This window comes from Pseudonocardia ailaonensis (genome assembly GCF_039531635.1).
Taxonomy (GTDB): domain Bacteria; phylum Actinomycetota; class Actinomycetes; order Mycobacteriales; family Pseudonocardiaceae; genus Pseudonocardia; species Pseudonocardia ailaonensis.
Genome location: NZ_BAAAQK010000018.1, coordinates 341,803 through 357,957, shown reverse-complemented (window position 1 = coordinate 357,957; position 16,155 = coordinate 341,803). Strand labels below are relative to the sequence as shown.

Annotated in this window: 15 protein-coding genes; 8 read left to right on the top strand and 7 right to left on the bottom strand. The window is 74.6% G+C overall.

All coding sequences use genetic code 11. The features are described from left to right. Positions 1–6: 6 nt before the first annotated feature. From ABD324_RS23950 to ABD324_RS23935, 4 genes are all read right to left on the bottom strand, one after another. Positions 7–1,296: a bifunctional glycosyltransferase family 2/GtrA family protein gene (locus ABD324_RS23950; RefSeq protein ID WP_425565896.1), complete on the bottom strand. Its 1,290-nt coding sequence runs from the start codon at positions 1,294–1,296 to the stop codon at positions 7–9. 179 nt (positions 1,297–1,475) lie between these two features. Continuing rightward, complete coding sequence (locus ABD324_RS23945) at positions 1,476–3,647, bottom strand: glycosyltransferase family 39 protein (RefSeq protein WP_425565890.1); 2,172 nt, start codon at positions 3,645–3,647, stop codon at positions 1,476–1,478. Between the two features lie 166 nt (positions 3,648–3,813). Next, positions 3,814–5,286, bottom strand: coding sequence for a sensor histidine kinase (locus ABD324_RS23940; protein WP_344421211.1), 1,473 nt, complete (start codon positions 5,284–5,286; stop codon positions 3,814–3,816). 7 nt (positions 5,287–5,293) lie between these two features. Continuing rightward, positions 5,294–6,034 (bottom strand): response regulator transcription factor, encoded by a 741-nt coding sequence (locus tag ABD324_RS23935; protein ID WP_344421209.1) that lies wholly within the window; start codon positions 6,032–6,034, stop codon positions 5,294–5,296. Positions 6,035–6,218: 184 nt separating this feature from the next. Here ABD324_RS23935 and ABD324_RS23930 point away from each other — a divergent pair, with 184 nt between their 5' ends. Further along, on the top strand, positions 6,219–6,383 hold the full coding sequence (locus tag ABD324_RS23930; protein ID WP_344421206.1) for a hypothetical protein: 165 nt from the start codon (positions 6,219–6,221) through the stop codon (positions 6,381–6,383). 58 nt (positions 6,384–6,441) lie between these two features. Next, positions 6,442–7,977: an acetyl-CoA acetyltransferase gene (locus tag ABD324_RS23925; protein WP_344421203.1), complete on the top strand. Its 1,536-nt coding sequence runs from the start codon at positions 6,442–6,444 to the stop codon at positions 7,975–7,977. A 32-nt stretch (positions 7,978–8,009) separates the two neighbouring features. Here ABD324_RS23925 and ABD324_RS23920 read toward each other — a convergent pair whose 3' ends face one another. Both ABD324_RS23920 and ABD324_RS23915 read right to left on the bottom strand, forming a co-directional pair. Next, positions 8,010–8,753, bottom strand: a complete 744-nt coding sequence (locus ABD324_RS23920; protein ID WP_344421200.1) for a siderophore-interacting protein — start codon at positions 8,751–8,753, stop codon at positions 8,010–8,012. A gap of 79 nt (positions 8,754–8,832) precedes the next feature. Continuing rightward, positions 8,833–9,417, bottom strand: a complete 585-nt coding sequence (locus ABD324_RS23915) for a TetR/AcrR family transcriptional regulator (protein ID WP_344421197.1) — start codon at positions 9,415–9,417, stop codon at positions 8,833–8,835. 72 nt (positions 9,418–9,489) lie between these two features. Here ABD324_RS23915 and ABD324_RS23910 point away from each other — a divergent pair, with 72 nt between their 5' ends. Beyond that, positions 9,490–10,935 carry a flavin-containing monooxygenase gene (locus ABD324_RS23910; protein WP_344421194.1) on the top strand — a complete coding sequence of 482 codons (1,446 nt, stop codon included), beginning with the start codon at positions 9,490–9,492 and terminating at the stop codon, positions 10,933–10,935. Here the strand turns inward: ABD324_RS23910 and ABD324_RS23905 are convergent. Further along, positions 10,932–11,558: an NADPH-dependent F420 reductase gene (locus ABD324_RS23905; protein WP_344421191.1), complete on the bottom strand. Its 627-nt coding sequence runs from the start codon at positions 11,556–11,558 to the stop codon at positions 10,932–10,934. The genes ABD324_RS23910 and ABD324_RS23905 overlap by 4 nt on opposite strands. 166 nt (positions 11,559–11,724) lie before the next feature. Here ABD324_RS23905 and ABD324_RS23900 point away from each other — a divergent pair, with 166 nt between their 5' ends. The 5 genes from ABD324_RS23900 to ABD324_RS23880 all read left to right on the top strand — a co-directional run bounded on the left by ABD324_RS23900 (position 11,725) and on the right by ABD324_RS23880 (position 16,101). Beyond that, complete coding sequence (locus tag ABD324_RS23900) at positions 11,725–12,366, top strand: TetR/AcrR family transcriptional regulator (RefSeq protein WP_344421189.1); 642 nt, start codon at positions 11,725–11,727, stop codon at positions 12,364–12,366. Positions 12,367–12,376: 10 nt separating this feature from the next. Then, on the top strand, positions 12,377–13,324 hold the full coding sequence (locus ABD324_RS23895; protein WP_344421186.1) for an o-succinylbenzoate synthase: 948 nt from the start codon (positions 12,377–12,379) through the stop codon (positions 13,322–13,324). Between the two features lie 78 nt (positions 13,325–13,402). After that, a complete protein-coding gene (locus tag ABD324_RS23890) occupies positions 13,403–14,377 on the top strand; it encodes an ABC transporter substrate-binding protein (protein WP_344421182.1) in 975 nt (324 codons plus the stop codon). Positions 14,378–14,379: 2 nt separating this feature from the next. Then, the gene (locus ABD324_RS23885) at positions 14,380–14,994 is read left to right on the top strand and encodes a pyridoxamine 5'-phosphate oxidase family protein (protein WP_344421179.1); all 615 of its coding nucleotides are present in this window, start codon (positions 14,380–14,382) and stop codon (positions 14,992–14,994) included. Between the two features lie 138 nt (positions 14,995–15,132). Beyond that, positions 15,133–16,101, top strand: coding sequence for an NAD(P)/FAD-dependent oxidoreductase (locus tag ABD324_RS23880; RefSeq protein WP_344421177.1), 969 nt, complete (start codon positions 15,133–15,135; stop codon positions 16,099–16,101). Positions 16,102–16,155: the final 54 nt, after the last annotated feature.

Genomic DNA, 16,155 nt, shown 5'->3' with positions numbered 1-16,155 from the left:
GGCCTTTCAGGCGGCGAGACGGGTGGGGACGTCGGGGACGGGGGTGACCGCGGCCGCCCGGCCGCGGAACACCCAGGCGCGGAACAACAGGAAGCGCAGGACGGTCGCGACCAGGTTGGCGACCACGATCGTGACCACCTCCAGGCTCGGGTGCGCGCCGGGCACGAGGACGCCGAGCAGCGCGAGCGCACCCGTCGTCAGGCCGAGCCCGAGGCCGAACACGATGAGGCCCTGGAACTGGTGCTTGGCCGCGCCGTCGCGCCCGCGGACGCCGAAGGTGAGCCGGCGGTTGGCCGCGGTGTTGGCGATCGTGGTGAGCAGCAGCGCGACGATGTTGGCCGCGATCGGGCCCATGACCGTGCGGAACAGCAGGAACAGCAGGAGGTTCGCGAGCGTGCTGGCGATCCCGATGGCGGCGAACCGGACCAGCTGGGTCGGCAGCCCCGTGGGGACGCCGGCGACGTCCGCCTGCAGCGGCGCGCGGCCGAGCTGCGCGCGGACCTCGGCGATCGGCAGCCCCCCGGAGGCGAGGGCGCGACCGACGCGCCAGACGCCCTTGAGGTCCGCGGTGGCCGTCGCGACGATGTCCACCGTGGAGTTCGGGTCGTCGACCCAGTCGACCGGCACCTCGTGGATCCGCAGGCCGGCCCGCTCGGCGAGGACGAGGAGCTCGGTGTCGAAGAACCAGCCGGTGTCCTCGACCAGGGGGAGCAGCCGGCGGGCGACGTCGGCGCGGATCGCCTTGAAGCCGCACTGCGCGTCGGAGAACCCGGCGGCGAGGGTGCTGCGCAGGATCAGGTTGTAGCAGCGGGAGATGAACTCGCGCTTGGCCCCGCGCACCACCCGCGAGCCCCGGCCGAGCCGGGTCCCGATCGCGAGGTCCGAGTGCCCGGAGATCAGCGGGGCGACGAGCGGGAGGACGGCGTTGAGGTCCGTCGAGAGGTCGACGTCGCAGTAGGCGAGGACGTGGGCGTCGGACGCGGACCACACGGTGTGCAGCGCCCGGCCGCGCCCCTTCTGCTCGAGCCGGACGAGCCGCACCTCGGGCAGCTCGGCGGCGAGCCGGCGGCCGATCTCGGGGGTGGCGTCGACGGAGGCGTTGTCCGCCACGGTGATCCGGAACGAGTAGGGGAACGTCTCGCGCAGGTGCGCCCGCAGGCGGCGGACCGACGACTCGAGATCGGCCTCCTCGTTGTGGACCGGCACGACGATGTCGAGCACGGGGCGCTCGTGGCGCCCGCCGCCCGCCCCGGGGGCGAGCGTGGCGGTCGCGGAGTTCGTGGGCACGGGGCTCATACCGATCACGGTCGCGGGGCGGGCTGTCGCCGTCTTGTGGTCGACCTGTGCGGTGGCTGTGGGGCCGTCCCGGTCGGGTGTCGGCCGGCTCACGTCGCGGCCCTCCGCGGGCTCGACGGCCGTGCCGCCGGAGTCCGGCCCGGACCCGCCCGGGGCACGCCGGACGGGGTCGGTCTCGCTCACGCGGTCGTCCCGGAGGCGAGGTCGTAGAGGGTCACGCCGTCGACGGTCGTCGCGGTGAACGTCGACTGGACCCACTGGGCGATCCGGGCGGCCTCGTCGCTGCCGCCGGTGTCGCTGCCGCCCCGGTCCGCGCCGGCGCCGCCGACGAACCAGTGGATCTTCCCCTCGGCGACGTCCTGCTGGAACTGCACGAGCGTGGGGGAGGGATCGGTGCCGTTGAAACCGCCGACCGCCATCACCGGGGCATCGGCCGCGAGCTGGTAGCCCGCCGCGGTGTTGGAGCCGACGGCCGCCGCGACCCACGTGTACTTCGCCGCGTCCTCCTTCAGGAGGGCCGTGACCTGGGCGGACGGGGTGGAGGTACCGAGGAGGCCACCGATCCCACCCATGCCGCCGCCCGGCCCGCCGCGGCCGAACCCGCCGGTGCCCTGCCCGGTCGTGCCCGGCCCGGTCGCACCGGTCCCGCCCGTCGCCGAGCCCCCGGTCACCGAGCCTCCTGCACCGCCCGTTGCCGAACCACCCGTGCCGCCCGTTGCCGAGCCGCCGGTGCCGCCCGCGGTCGAGCCGCCGGCGCCGGAACCGTTCTGGCCGAGGCCGTTCGGGGTCGTTGCGGTGCCGCCGAAGCCCTGTGCGCCGCGGGTGAACCCGCCGCCCGCCGTCCCGCCGGGGAAGCCGCCGCGGCCGGGCCCGCCGCCGAACCCGCCGCGCCCGGCGCCCGCCGGTCCCGCGCTCGGGATCGCGCCGGTGTGGGCCTCGGCCGCGGTGGCGACCGACCACGCGGCCGTACCGCCCAGGGATGCCAGCACCGCCGCCGTCACCACACCCGCGGACAGCAGCCGGGGCAGCCTGTGCACCCCGAGCAGCCCACCCGCCGCCACGAACCCGACGCCGAGCACGGTCCACTGCAGCCAGGCGTGCCAGCCGTTCAGCAGCACCGCGGCCCAGACGGCGCTCGCCGCGACCGCCAGCCCCAGGTACACCCGCGCCGCGGTTGTGGACCGCACCCGCCACATCTCGACGGCGCCGATCCCGGCCAGCGCGCCGATCGCCGGGGCGAGGGCGACCGTGTAGTACGGGTGGATGATCCCGGCCATGTAGCTGAACAGCAGTCCGGTGATCAGCAGCCAGCCGCCCCAGACGACCGTCGCGGCGCGCAGGGCGTCGGTGCGCGGGCGCCGCCACGTCACCCACAACAGCCCGACCAGCAGGATCAGGGCCGCGGGCAGCAGCCAGGACGCCTCGCCGCCCATCTCCGACCCGAACAGGCGGGTGATGCCCGTCTGCCCCCAGCCGCCGCCGGCACCGCCGCCGACGCTGCCGGTCTCGTCACCGGTGATGCGGCCGAAACCGTTGTAGCCCAACACCAGTTCGAGCACGGAGTTGTTCTGCGAACCGCCGATGTAGGGCCGCGACGAGGCCGGCCACAGCTCCACCACCAGCACCCACCAGCCCGCGGCGACGACCATCGCCACACCGGCCGCCAGCACGTCGCGGATCCGCCGCCCGATCCCCGTCGGTGCCGCCACCAGCCAGATCACGGCCAGCGGGGGGACGATCAGGAAGGCCTGCAGCATCTTCGTGAGGAAGCCGAGGCCGAGGAACACCCCGGCGAGCACGAGCCAGCGGCCGCGGCCGTTCTCCAGGCCCCGCAGCGTCGCCCAGACGGCGGCGACGAGCAGCAGGACCAGCAGGGCGTCCGGGTTGTTGAAGCGGAAGATCAGGGCGGCCACGGGGGTCAGGGCGAGGACGGCGCCGGCGAGCAGGCCGGCCGCGTGCCCCGAGGTCCGGCGGACCGTGACGTACAGCAGCCAGACCGAGGCGACGCCGATCAGTGCCTGTGGGACGAGCACCGCCCAGCTGTTGAGCCCGAAGATCCGGACCGAGAGCCCGTCGATCCACAGCGCCGCCGGGGTCTTGTCCACGGTGATCGAGTTCGCCGCGTCGGAGGAGCCGAAGAACCAGGCCTTCCAGTCCGTGCCGCCGGCCTGTGCGGCGGCGGAGTAGAAGGCGTTGGCCCAGCCCGAGGCGGAGAGGTTCCACAGGTAGAGGACCGCGGTCCCGGCGAGCAGCACGGCGAGCGATGCCCGCTCGGTGATCCGACCGATCCGGCGCGGGGGATCCTCGGGGACGTGCGGATCGGCCGGGCGTGCGGTGAGGGTGCTGGTCACGCTGCCGAACACTCGGGCAGCACGCTGTGCCGACCCGGTGCCGGACCTGTGTGCGACCTGTGAGCGGCCGGAGGGACGGTGCCCACGACACCCGAGCAGCCGGGGCGTGGGTCGGCCCGGGGACGCTCGGGGCGCCCACGTGCCACGCGGGCCACCCGGGTGCGGCTCAGGCGGGGACGGTCGCCGGAGTGTGTGCCAGGGGGAGGGCGACCGTGAACTGCGTGTGGCCGGGGCCGCTCACCAGCTGCACGGTGCCGCCGTGCGCGACCACCACGGCGTGCACGATCGCCAGGCCCAGGCCGGTGCTCGCGGTGTCGTTGCCCGCCCGCGCCCGGCCCGTCGCGCCGCGGGCGAACCGCTCGAAGACGTGGGGCTGGAGCTCGGCCGGGATGCCGGGGCCCGTGTCGGTGACCCGGAGCTCCGCGACGCCGTCGGCCTCGCGCAGGCCGATGGTGACCTCGGTGCCCGCCGGGGTGTGGGTACGGGCGTTGGCCAGCAGGTTCGTGAGGACCTGGGTGAGGCGCGAGGGGTCGCCCGGGACCGTGACGGGCTCGTCCGGCAGGTCGAGCTGCCAGCGGTGGCCGGGGCCGGCCACGTGGGCGTCGCCGACGGCGTCGAGCACCAGGCGGGTGAGGTCGACAGGCGCGCGTTCGAGCGGGCGGCCGGCGTCGAGACGGGCGAGGAGCAGCAGGTCCTCGACGAGCGTGCTCATCCGCTCGGCCTGCGAGGAGATCCGGTGGAGCGCGTGCGCGGTCCCCTCGGGCAAGGCGGCGCCGTCGCGGCGGGTCAGCTCGGCGTAGCCCCGGATCGCGGCGAGCGGGGTGCGCAGCTCGTGGCTGGCGTCCGCGACGAACTGGCGCAGCCGGGTCTCGCTGTCCTGACGGGCCTCCAGCGCGCCCTCGACGTTGTCCAGCATGCGGTTGAGCGCGACACCGACCTGCCCGACCTCGGTCCGCGGGTCGGGCGAGGGCACCCGGGTGGCGAGCTCGACCTCGCCGCGGTCCAGCGGCAGGGCACTCACGGCCGCGGCGATCCCGGCGACCTCCTCCAGCGGCCGGAGCTCGCGCCGCACCACGACGGTCGCCGCCAGTGCCGCCCCGCCGAGCGCGACGCCGATGACGATCAGCTCGATGATCACCAGGCCGTCGACGATGCCCTGGGCCTCCTCGGCGGGCTGGCCGAGCACCAGGACGTCCCCGTCGGGCCCCGTGAACGCGAACGACCTGTACTCGCCCAGCGAGAGCGAGACGGTCTGCGGCGGTGCACCCGGGCGCAGCTTCTCCAGCGCCGCGACGTCCGCGGCGGGCACGGCCGCCGACGAGCCCCGCCGGTCCGTGACCGCCGCCTGCTGGACCACCCCGTCGCGCAACACCACGCCGAGCGTGCGGGGCTTCTGGGCGGGCCCGAGGAAGTCGTCCTCCCGGCCGCCGGGCCCACCGGGGTTGAACGTGCGGGACAGGGCGAACCGGCCCGCCGCGGACGTCACGTCCTGGTCGAGCCGGTTGTAGAGGAACGAGCGGAGCGCGATCGTCGTCGCCACCCCGATCACCGCGCAGGCCAGCGCGAACAGCAGGAGCACGGTGACGACGAGCCGGGCGCGCAGGGTCCGCGCCCGGTCCGTCACGCGTCCGGCGGCCATACCACCATCATGGCCCGCCGGCGGGCTTGAGGACGTACCCGGCTCCCCGCACGGTGTGGATCATCGGCGAGCGCCCGGCGTCGATCTTCTTGCGCAGGTAGGAGACGTACAGCTCGACCACGTTGGACTGGCCACCGAAGTCGTAGTGCCACACGCGGTCCAGGATCTGCGCCTTCGACAGCACCCGCTTGGGGTTGCGCATGAGGAAGCGGAGCAGCTCGAACTCGGTGGCGGTGAGCTCGATGTCGGCGTCGGCGCGGCGGACCTCGTGGCTGTCCTCGTCGAGCACCAGATCGCCGACGACGAGCTCGGAGCCCTGCCGCGCGGCCGTCATCCCGGCCCGGCGCAGGAGCCCCCGCAGCCGCGCGACCAGCTCCTCGAGGCTGAACGGCTTGGTGACGTAGTCGTCCCCGCCCGCGGTCAGCCCCGCGACCCGGTCCTCCACGGAGTCCTTCGCGGTGAGGAACAGGACGGGCACCTCGGAGGCGTCGGCGCGCATGCGGCGCAACACCTCCAGGCCGTCCAGGTCCGGCAGCATGATGTCGAGGACGACGGCGTCCGGCTTGAACTCGCGCGCGGTGCGGACCGCCGACAGGCCGTCGCCCGCGCTGCGGACCTCCCAGCCCTCGTAGCGCAGCGCCATCGACAGCAGGTCGGACAGGGTCGCCTCGTCGTCGACGACGAGGACCCGGACCGGGCTGCCGTCGGCCCGGCGCAGCGGTGCGGACTGCTCGCTCACCTCGGTCATGGTAGGGAAGCCTGCCCCGGCGCGCTGTGCCCGCTCTGAGTGCTTCCTGTGCGTCGGCTGTGCGTCGAGGGCACACGGGCGCCACGGCGCGCGCACAGCTCGCGGACATCGGACGCCGACACGGTGGGCGTCGGTCGCGGACCTCACCTCCCCTTCACCTCACCCCGAGCCGGAAGGAACCCCCATGAACCGCATCCTGCGCAGGCCGGCCCTCGCCGGTTCCGGCCTGCTGCTCGCCGGTGTGCTGGCGGCCTGTGGCACCGGCGGCTCCGGAGCCACCGGCTCCGGGGCGACCGGGTCGGGCACCGGGAGCCGCTCGACCGTATCCGCCCAGGCCACCGCCACCTGACGGCCCCGCCGCTCATCCCCGCCGATCTTCGATGCCCCCGCTGTACTACCGTCCGCGCGTGCACGACGACAGATCGCCGGTCCTGGTCGGCGTGGGCCGCGTCCTGGGGAACCGGGACCGCACGGTGGCCGGCGCGCGCGAGCCGCTGCGGCTGGCCGCCGACGCCGTGCAGGCCGCCGCGGCGGACGCCGGCGAGCCCGGCGTCCGGCTGCTCCGCGAGCTGGACTCGATCTCCGTCGCGCACACCGCCAGCTGGGCCTACGACGACCTGCCCGCGCTGCTCGCCGAGCGGCTCGCCGCCGAGCCGCGGCGGCGGTTCTCCGCGCCGGTCGGCGGGCACTGGCCGGCCGCCCTGGTCGACGCGGCCGCGGCCCGGATCGCGGCGGGGGAGACGAGGATCGAGCTGGTCGCGGGGGCCGAGGCGTCGGCGTCGGTGACCATGGTGGAACGGGCGGGCGTCGAGCCGGGCGGGGACCTCGGCTGGACCGCGGAGCCCGGCGGCACGGCCCGCTTCGGGCCGGACGACCTGGGCAGCCCGGCCATGCAGGCCGCCGGGCTGGTGCTCCCGACGCGGGTCTACCCGCTCGTCGACCTCGCGCACGGGCACGCCGTCGGCGAGACACCGGCAGAGACGATGAGCCGCGGCGCGGAGGTCTTCGCCGCGCTGAGCCGGGTCGCGAGCACGCAGGCGACCGCGTGGAACCCGGCGGAGCGGACCGTCGCCGAGATCCTCGACGTCGGGCCCGGGAACCGGATGGTCTGCGAGCCCTATCCGCTCGCCGTCAACGCGATGCCGCTGGTGGACCAGGCCGCGGCGGTGCTCGTCGTCTCCCGGGGGCTGGCGCGCGAGCGCGGGATCCCGGAGTCGGCGATGGTGCACGTGTGGGGCGGCGCCGGTGCCACGGACGCCGCCGACGTGCTCGCCCGCGCGACCCTCGCGGGCTCACCGGCGCTCTGCTCCGTGTTCGACCGCACGCTCGCCTCCGCCGGCCTGACCGCCGACGAGATCGATGTCGTCGACCTGTACTCGTGCTTCCCGGTCGTCCCCCGGCTCGCGGCCCGCTACCTGGGCCGGGACGTGGCGGGCCTGGCCGGCGCGACGGGTGGGCACTCGGCGTACGGCGGGCCGCTGTCGAGCTACTCGCTGCACGCGATCGCCGCCTGTGCCGCGCGGATCCGGGCGGGTCCGCGCACCGCCCTCGTCCATGCCAACGGCGGCTACCTCACCCACCAGCACGCGCTCGTTCTGGCCGCGGAGCCGCACGTCGACGGCTACGTCGGCGATCCGGAACCCCACGACGTCGCCGAACCGGGGCCGGCACCGTGCCCTCGGGGCGAGCACCTGGTGACGGTCGAGGCCGCCACGGTGGAGTACGACCGGGACGGCCTGCCCCGGCAGGGATTCCTCGTCGGCCGCACCGCGGACGGCCGCCGCCTCGCCGGCTGCACCCCCGCCGGGGACGCCGCCAGCACCCGCACGCTGAGCCTCTTCCCGGAGGGCACCGGCTCGCCGGCCGGACCCGCCGTCGTCGGCCGCCAGGTGCGCGTCACGCCGATCGGCGAGAACGTGCAGGTCGACCCCGGTCGGGAGTGACGATCTCCCCAGGGGCAGGAGCGCTCAGGGGGTCAGCGGGCCCGCCAGTAGCCGGTCGCGTACACGGCGCGGCGGTCGAACGTGCGTTCCGTGAGCAGGTGGGTGCGGATCTCCTTGACGGCGGCGGACTCGCCGGCGAGCCACGCCTGGCCCCTCCCGTCCGGGAGACCGACGGCCTTGACCGCCGCGACGAGGGGATCCCCGGGAGGGGCGTCGCCGCGGTGGACCCAGGTGACGCGGGCGTCGCCGGGGAGGTCCTGTTCCTCCGTGGCGTCGGCGACCTCGAGGACCGCGTGGGCGGGGACCCCGGCCGGGACCGCCTCCAGCACCGTGGCGACGGCCGGGAGTGCGGACTCGTCGCCGATGACCAGGTGGAACGTCGCGGCGGGATCCGGCTCCCAGCGGCCGCCGGGCTCCGAGACGCCCACCCACGAGCCCGGCTCGGCCTCCAGCGCCCAGGCCGCGGCGGGGCCGTAGCCGGAGTGCACCACGAAGTCGACGTCCAACTCGCCGGCCTGTGGATCGAAGCGCCGCACCGTGTACGTGCGGATCGTCGGCCGGGCCTCGCCGGCGGGCCAGACGGGGCCGCCCGTGCTCGCCCGCGGTACGGCCGGCCGGTCCTGGCCCTCGACCGGGAAGAACATCTTGATCCGCCGGTCCGGGCCGGTGCCGGGGAAGCCGGCGAGCTCCGCGCCGCCGAGGGTCACCCGGATCATCTTCGGGGTCACCGCGGTGCGGCGCAGGACCTGCAGGAGGCGGGGGGCGGTCGTCGTCATCGCGCGTTATGGAACCACAACGCGATTTCGCGGCCGCCCCGAGCGCGTTATGGATCCATAACGCGAATGTCGCGCGGTCTCAGCGGTTCGCCAGGCCGCGCCAGGCGAGGTCCATCAGGTACTCGGTGGCCTGCTCGGCCGTGATCCGCGAGTCCTGCTTGCGCCAGTAGCCCAGCCGCTCGCACGCCCCCACGATCACCTGCGCCCAGCCCTGGAGCCGGACCGGATCGGCGGCGGGGTCGGCGGCGGCGAGCAGCCCGGCGATGAAGTCCGTCTGCTGCGCCCGGATCGCCTCGACCGCCTCCTCGGCGATCGCCGTCTCGTGGAAGAGCAGCGCGAAGGTCGACGAGCGCTCGTCGAGGAACCGGAAGAACGCGAGCGTGCCGCGGCGCAGCATCTCCTCGGGATCGTCCGTGGACGACGCCGCCGTCGCGGTGGCCTCCAGCAGCGCGCTGCGGATCCACGACACGCAGGCCAGCAGCAGGCCTTCCTTCGAGCCGTAGTGCGTGTACACCACCGGTTTGGTGACGCCGACGCGCTCGGCGACGGCGTCCATCGACGCGGCGGCGTACCCGCGTTCGGAGAAGACGGCGATCGCGGCCTCGAGGATCTGGCGCTCGCGCTCGGCCCGGGAGACGCGCTTGCGTGGCGCTGCCGTCTCCATGCGCCGAGCCTACCCGCGACGAGGTTACCCGTGGTAACGTTACCAGCGGTAACACTTCCGGAGGGGAGCGAGATGCTGGACACGATCATCGTCGGCAGCGGGTTCGCGGGCCTCGGCGCGGCCGTGGAGCTCGACGAGGCCGGCCGCCGGGACTTCCTGCTCCTGGAGAAGGGCGACTCGCTCGGCGGCACCTGGCGGGACAACGTGTATCCGGGCTGCGCCTGCGACGTCGAGTCCCACCTCTACTCCTTCTCCTTCTTCGCCAACCCGGACTGGACCCGTACCTTCGCCCGCCAGCCGGAGATCCGCGCCTACCTGGAGGCCACGGCGGACCGCTACCGGCTGCGCGATCGGATCCGCTTCGGGGTCACGGTCACCGGCGCCGAGTGGGACGGGCGGGCCTGGGAGGTCCGCACCGCCGAGGGCGAGACGCTGCGCGCGCGGTACGTCGTGTTCGGCACGGGTGCGCTGCACGAGCCGGCCGTCCCGGAGATCGAGGGCCTGGACTCCTTCCGCGGCAAGGCCTTCCACTCAGCGCAGTGGGACCACGACGAGGACCTGACGGGCAAGCGGGTCGCCGTGATCGGCACCGGGGCCAGCGCGATCCAGTTCGTGCCCGCGATCGCCCCGGACGTCGAGGCGCTCACGCTGTTCCAGCGCACCGCGCCCTGGGTGTTGCCCAAGCCCGACCGGCCCATCCCCGAGAGCCGGCGCCGCCTGTTCCGTCGCTTCCCGGTTCTCCAGCGGCTGCAACGGTTCTCGCTCTACTGGCGGCACGAGGCCCTGGTCGCGGGCTTCCTGCATCCGGTGATCATGAAGGGGGTGCAGCGGCTCGGGCTCGCCTACCTGCGGAAGGCGTTCGCGGGCGACGCGGAGCTGCGGAGGAAGGTCACGCCCGCGTTCACCATGGGCTGCAAGCGAATCCTGATGTCCAACGACTACTACCCCGCCCTGCGCCGGGACAACGTGGCGGTGGAGACCGCCGCGATCTCGCGCGTCACCGAGGGCGGCGTGGTCACCGCGGACGGCGTGGAGCATCCCGCGGACGTGATCGTCTTCGGCACCGGCTTCAGGGTCGCCGACGGCATGGCATCCATGACCGTCACCGGGCGGGACGGCCGCAAGCTGGCCGACGCGTGGGCGGACGGTCCCGAGGCGCTGCTCGGCACCACGGTGGCGGGCTTCCCGAACCTGTTCCTGATCGTCGGCCCGAACACCGGGTTGGGGCACAGCTCGATGGTGTTCATGGTCGAGTCCCAGGTGAACTACATGATCGACGCGATGCGGACGGTCGACGCCGAGCGCGCGCTCGCGATCGACACCCGCGCGGAGTCCCAGGCGGAGTTCAACGCCGACCTCCAGCGCCGGCTCTCGCGCGCGGTCTGGGCCACGGGCGGCTGCGCCAGCTGGTACCTCGACGAGCAGGGTCGTAACCGCACTCTCTGGCCCGGCTACACCGTCGCCTTCCGCCGGCGCACCCGCCGGATCGACCCGGGGCACCACGAGCTGATCGCCTAGCTCGGCCCGGCCGGGAGCGCGGTCACGCCCAGGGCGAAGTCCCAGTGCCCCACGCCGTTGCGGGCGAGACCCATCGTGAGCACGCCCGCTCCCTCCAGCCAGTACGCCATCCGCAGGCCGCCGACGTCGAACGGCCGCAGGCCGATGCCGGTCACGAAGGCCTCGACGCCCGCCTTGGCCTGCGCGTCGTCGCCGGCGAGGAAGACGTCCGGCCTGCCGCTCTCCAGGACGTGCCGGAAGATCGTGTTGAACGCCTTGACCACCCGGGCACCCTCCGGGGCGGCCGCGGCGACCTGCTCCGCGACGGACGTCTCCTCCCCGTGGGTCAGCCCGTCGGCCGCGGCGGTGAACGGATTGCTGATGTCGACGAGGACCTTCCCCGCGAGAGCCTCTCCGTACCGGGTGACGGCCGGGACGACCCCCTCCGCCAACAGGGCCAGGACGACGATGTCGCCGGCGGGCACGGCGCCCCACTCCCCGGTCGAGGCGCCGATCGCCTCGGCCAGATCGGCCGCCCTCGACCGGTCCCGGCCCATGATCTCGACGGTGTCGCCGCCCGCCACCGCGAGCGTGCCGAGGGTGCGGGCCATGTTCCCCGTGCCGATGATGCTGATGTTGCTCAAGGCGGATGTGCTCCTTCTTGCCGGGTTCCGCTCGGACCGCCGCCGGCCACGAGCCCCACCGTCGAGAGTCTTAAGTAAACCGATCTGTGTTCTTAACGTAGCGACGGGATCGCCGGGCCGCAAGCTATGTACACCGAGCGTTACCCGCTCGCGCTACGCTGGCGGTGTGACGGAGCTGGAGAAGGGGCCCCAGGGCCGGCGGCGCGGCCGGGGCGCCCGTGAGCGCATCCTCGGCGCGTCCCTGCAGCTGTTCCGCGACCAGGGCATCCACCGCACCGGCATGGACCAGCTCTGCGAGGTGGCCCAGGTGTCGAAGCGGACGGCCTACCAGCACTTCACCACGAAGGACGAGCTGGTCGCCGAGTACCTGCGCCGCTTCGATCCCGACGTCATGCCCGGGGTGTTCGACCGCGCCGACCTCACGCCCCGCGAACGGCTCCTCGCCGCCTTCGAGGTGCCCGCGGCCGGGTCGGGCGACACCCCGCCCATGTGCCCGTACATCGCGGCGGCCGTCGAGATCCACGACCCGGACCACCCGGCGTCCCGCTACGCACGCGACTACAAGAGGGCCGTCGCCGTGCGGTTCGCCGGGGCCGCCCGCGAGGCCGGCGCCACCGATCCCGAGGGGCTCGGCGAGCAGCTGGCGTTGCTCCTCGACGGCGCCGCCGCCCGCACCCGGGTCCTCGACGCCGACGCCTTCCCCACGGCCGCCGCCATCGCCGCCGTCCTCGTCGACGCCGCGATCCCACGACCCGCCGGTGACGACGCCGGACCGCGCGCCGACGACCCGGACCGCACCGCCCGTTAGCCTGCGCGGCATGGACGAGGTCGCCGTCTACTCGATCCCGCTGACCACCCGGTTCCGCGGGATCACCACCCGCGAGGGCCTGCTGTTCCGCGGGCCCGCGGGCTGGGGCGAGTTCTGCCCCTTCCCCGAGTACGACGACCGGGAGGCCGCGACCTGGCTGGCCGCGGCCCGGGAGGCGGCGTTCGACGGCTGGCCGGAGCCCCGGCGGGACAGCGTGCCGGTCAACTGCATCGTCCCGGCCGTGGCGCCCTCGACCGCGGCGGACATGGTGCGCGCCAGCGGATGCGCGACGGCGAAGGTCAAGGTCGCCGACCATCCCGGCTCGGCAGGGGAGGACCGGGAGCGGGTCGCCGCCGTCCGGGACGCCCTGGGACCGTCCGGGTTCGTGCGGGTCGACGCCAACACCGCGTGGGACGTCGACACCGCCGTCCGGGAGATCCGCGCGCTCGACGCCGCGGCCGGTGGGCTGCAGTACGTCGAGCAACCCTGCGCGGCGCTGGAGGAGCTCGCCGCGGTGCGGCGGCGGGTCGACGTCCGGATCGCCGCGGACGAGGTCATCCGGCGCGCCGTCGATCCGCTGGCGGTGCCGGTCGCGGACGCCGCCGACGTCGCGATCCTCAAGTGCCTGCCGCTGGGCGGGGTGCGCCGCGCGCTGCGGGTCGCGGAGGCGGTGGGCCTGCCCTGCGTGGTGTCCTCGGCGCTGGAGTCGAGCGTGGGGCTGGCGGCGGAGATCGCGCTGGCGGCGGCGCTCCCGGAGCTGGACTATGCCTGCGGGCTGGGTACCGGACGGCTCTTCACCACGGACGTCGTGGCCGAGGACGAGCGGCTGATCCCGCGGGACGGGGCGCTCCCGGTGCTGCGCACGGCCCCCGAGCCGGTGCGCCGGGCCGAGGTCGCGGCGGGTCCGGACCGGGCCGCGTGGTGGCGGGAGCGGCTGGAGCGCCTCACCGAGAGGTGAGTAATTCATCCCGGTTTGCCCGAACAGCGGCCGAGTGACAAGGTGAGGCAACCCTAACCCTCGACCCGGGACGTCTCCATGAACTTTCGCCGGTTGCTCCCCGCACTGGCCGTGACGCTGGTTGCCCTCGCGGGCTGCTCCGCGGCCTCCCAGGCGCCGTCCACCGCGGCCCCCGCAGCGCCCTCGCCGGGCGCCTCGACGACCGCCTTCCCCGTCAGCATCACCCACGCCTACGGGCAGACCACGATCCCGGCCGAGCCGAAGCGCGTGGTGACCATCGGGTACAACGAGGGCGACTTCCCGCTCGCGCTCGGTGTCGTCCCGGTCGGGGAACGCCAGGTCATCGGCGACTTCGACTGGCAGAACCGGCCCTGGGCGACCGCCGCCAAGCAGGGGCAGCAGCCGCAGGTCCTGTCCGGCAGCGACCTGTCGATCGAGCAGGTCGCGGCCCTGCGCCCGGACCTGATCCTCGGCGTCTACTCGTTCATCGACAAGGCGACCTACGACCGGCTCAGCGGGATCGCCCCGACCATCGCCCCGCCCACGGACGGCGGCAAGGGCGCGGCCGCGACCTGGCAGGACCAGACCCGGATCACCGGCAAGGCGCTGGGCCGCTCCGACCGGGCCGAACAGGTCATCGGCGAGGCGGAGTCGAAGATCAAGGCGGTGAAGGACGCCAACGCGGCCTTCGCCGGCAGGTCGATGTCGATGGTCTTCCCGATCCAGGGCCTCTACTCGATCGGTGCCGACGACCTGCGCACCCAGCTCTTCGCCGGGCTCGGCTTCGTGCCCGTCCCGACGTCCGCGGCACTGTCCCCGGAGAACCTCGAGCCGATCGACAAGGACGTCGTGGTCGCGATGGGGCAGACCGAGCAGCAGTTCACGGCCGATCCGGTGTTCGCGAACATGAAGGCCACCAAGGCCCGGCACGTGATCTACCCCGGTGGGTTCGAGACCCCGTTCGCCGGTGCCCTCGGCTTCTCCAGCCCGCTGAGCCTGCCGTACGCGGCGGACCTGATCGCGCCCCAGCTGGCGCAGGCAATTGCGAGGTAGCCGTGGACGTCGTCCGCACCCTGGAGGAGCTGCGCGAGCTCGTCCCCGAGCCGCACGTGTCGCTGTGGGAGAAGGACATCGGGTGCATCGACGAGTCCGCCCGGACGTTCGTCGAGGCCTCCCCGTTCGTGCTCCTGGCCACGTCGGCGCCGGACGGCACCTGCGACGTCACACCCCGCGGCGACCCCGCGGGCAGCGTCCTGGTGCTCGACGAGCACACCCTGGTGATCGCGGACCGCCGGGGCAACCGGCGGCTCGACGGGATCCGCAACATCCTCGAGAACCCGCACGTCGGGCTCCTGTTCGTGATCCCGGGGCGGCCGGACACGGTGCGGGTCAACGGGACCGCCCGGATCGTGCGGGACGCGCCGTGGTTCGACCGGCTCGAGGTGCAGGGCACCCGGCCGGCGCTCGCGGTCGTCGTCACCGTCGAGGAGCTGTTCCTGCACTGCGCCAAGGCCTTCCTGCGCGCGGGGCTGTGGGAGCCGGAGTCCTGGCCGGACCCGAAGGCGGTGCCCAGCCAGGGCGCCATGGCCAAGGCGATGAGGTCCCTGGACGTCCCCGCCGCGGACATCGACGCGATGCTCGCCGAGGACGCCGCCGAGAACCGCTACTGACCCCCGCGAGTCGGCACTTTCGGTAGCCCGAGACACACGTTCACGACGTCGTGGACGTGTGTTTCGGCCTGCGAGAAGTGCCGACTCGCGGGAGGGGGTTCGGCGGTTCGGGTGTGGCGGTTCTAGGCTGCGCGGGTCATGGGCGTCGTGGTGGTCGGGGCGGGGCTGTCGGGCGTGGCGTGCGCCCGGGAGGTCGCGCGCGCCGGGCTGCCCGTGACCGTGTTCGACCGGGCCCACTCGGTGGGCGGGCGGATGGCCAGCAGCAAGCACGCGGGGCGGCCCGTCGACATGGGCGCCGCGTACTTCACCGTGCGGGACCCGGAGTTCGCCGAGGTCGTGGCCGGGTGGCGGTCCGCGGGGCTGGCCCGGCCCTGGACCGCCGAGCTCGCGGTGCTCGGCAAGGGCGAACGCACCCGCTCGCCCGGCCCGATGCGCTGGGCCGCCCCGGGCGGGCTGCGGAGCCTGGTCGCGGCGCTCGCCGAGGGGCTGGACGTGCGGCTCGACCACGAGGTCACGCGAGTCGGCGCCGGGCCGACGGTCGACGGCGAGCCCGCGGACGTCGTCGTCCTCGCGATGCCGGACCCGCAGGCGCTGCGCGTGCTGGCGCCCGGCCTGGGGGCCGTCGCGCTCACGTCCGGGCGGCCGTGGCGGCCGGTGCTGACCGTCGCCGCGGGCTACCCGCGCCGCGCCTGGCCGGAGCTGTCCGCGGCCTTCGTCAACGACCATCCGGTGCTCACCCTGCTCGCGGACGACGGGGTCCGCCGCGGCGACGGCGTCCCGGTCCTGGTGGCGCACACGACCCCCGAGGTCGCCCGCGCCCACGACGGCGACCCGGACGCGGCGATCCCGCAGGTCGTGGCGGCCGTGCGCGAGCTGCTCGGCCTGGAGGACGCGCCGCTGTGGACCGCGGCCCACCGCTGGCGCTACGCCGCCCCGGAGCTGGACCGCGACGTCGCCTTCCACCTGGGTGCGGACGGCATCGGGCTGGCCGGCGACGGCTGGGGCAGCTCGCGGATCGAGACCGCCTGGCGTTCCGGCACGCTCCTCGGCCGCGAGGTGTCCCGGAGGCTCGTCACGAGCGAGCGGGGCGCTACCGTCGACCCATGAGCGAGACACCGACGGCGGCGCGGCCGTTCGGCTGGGACCGCACCTCCGCGGTAC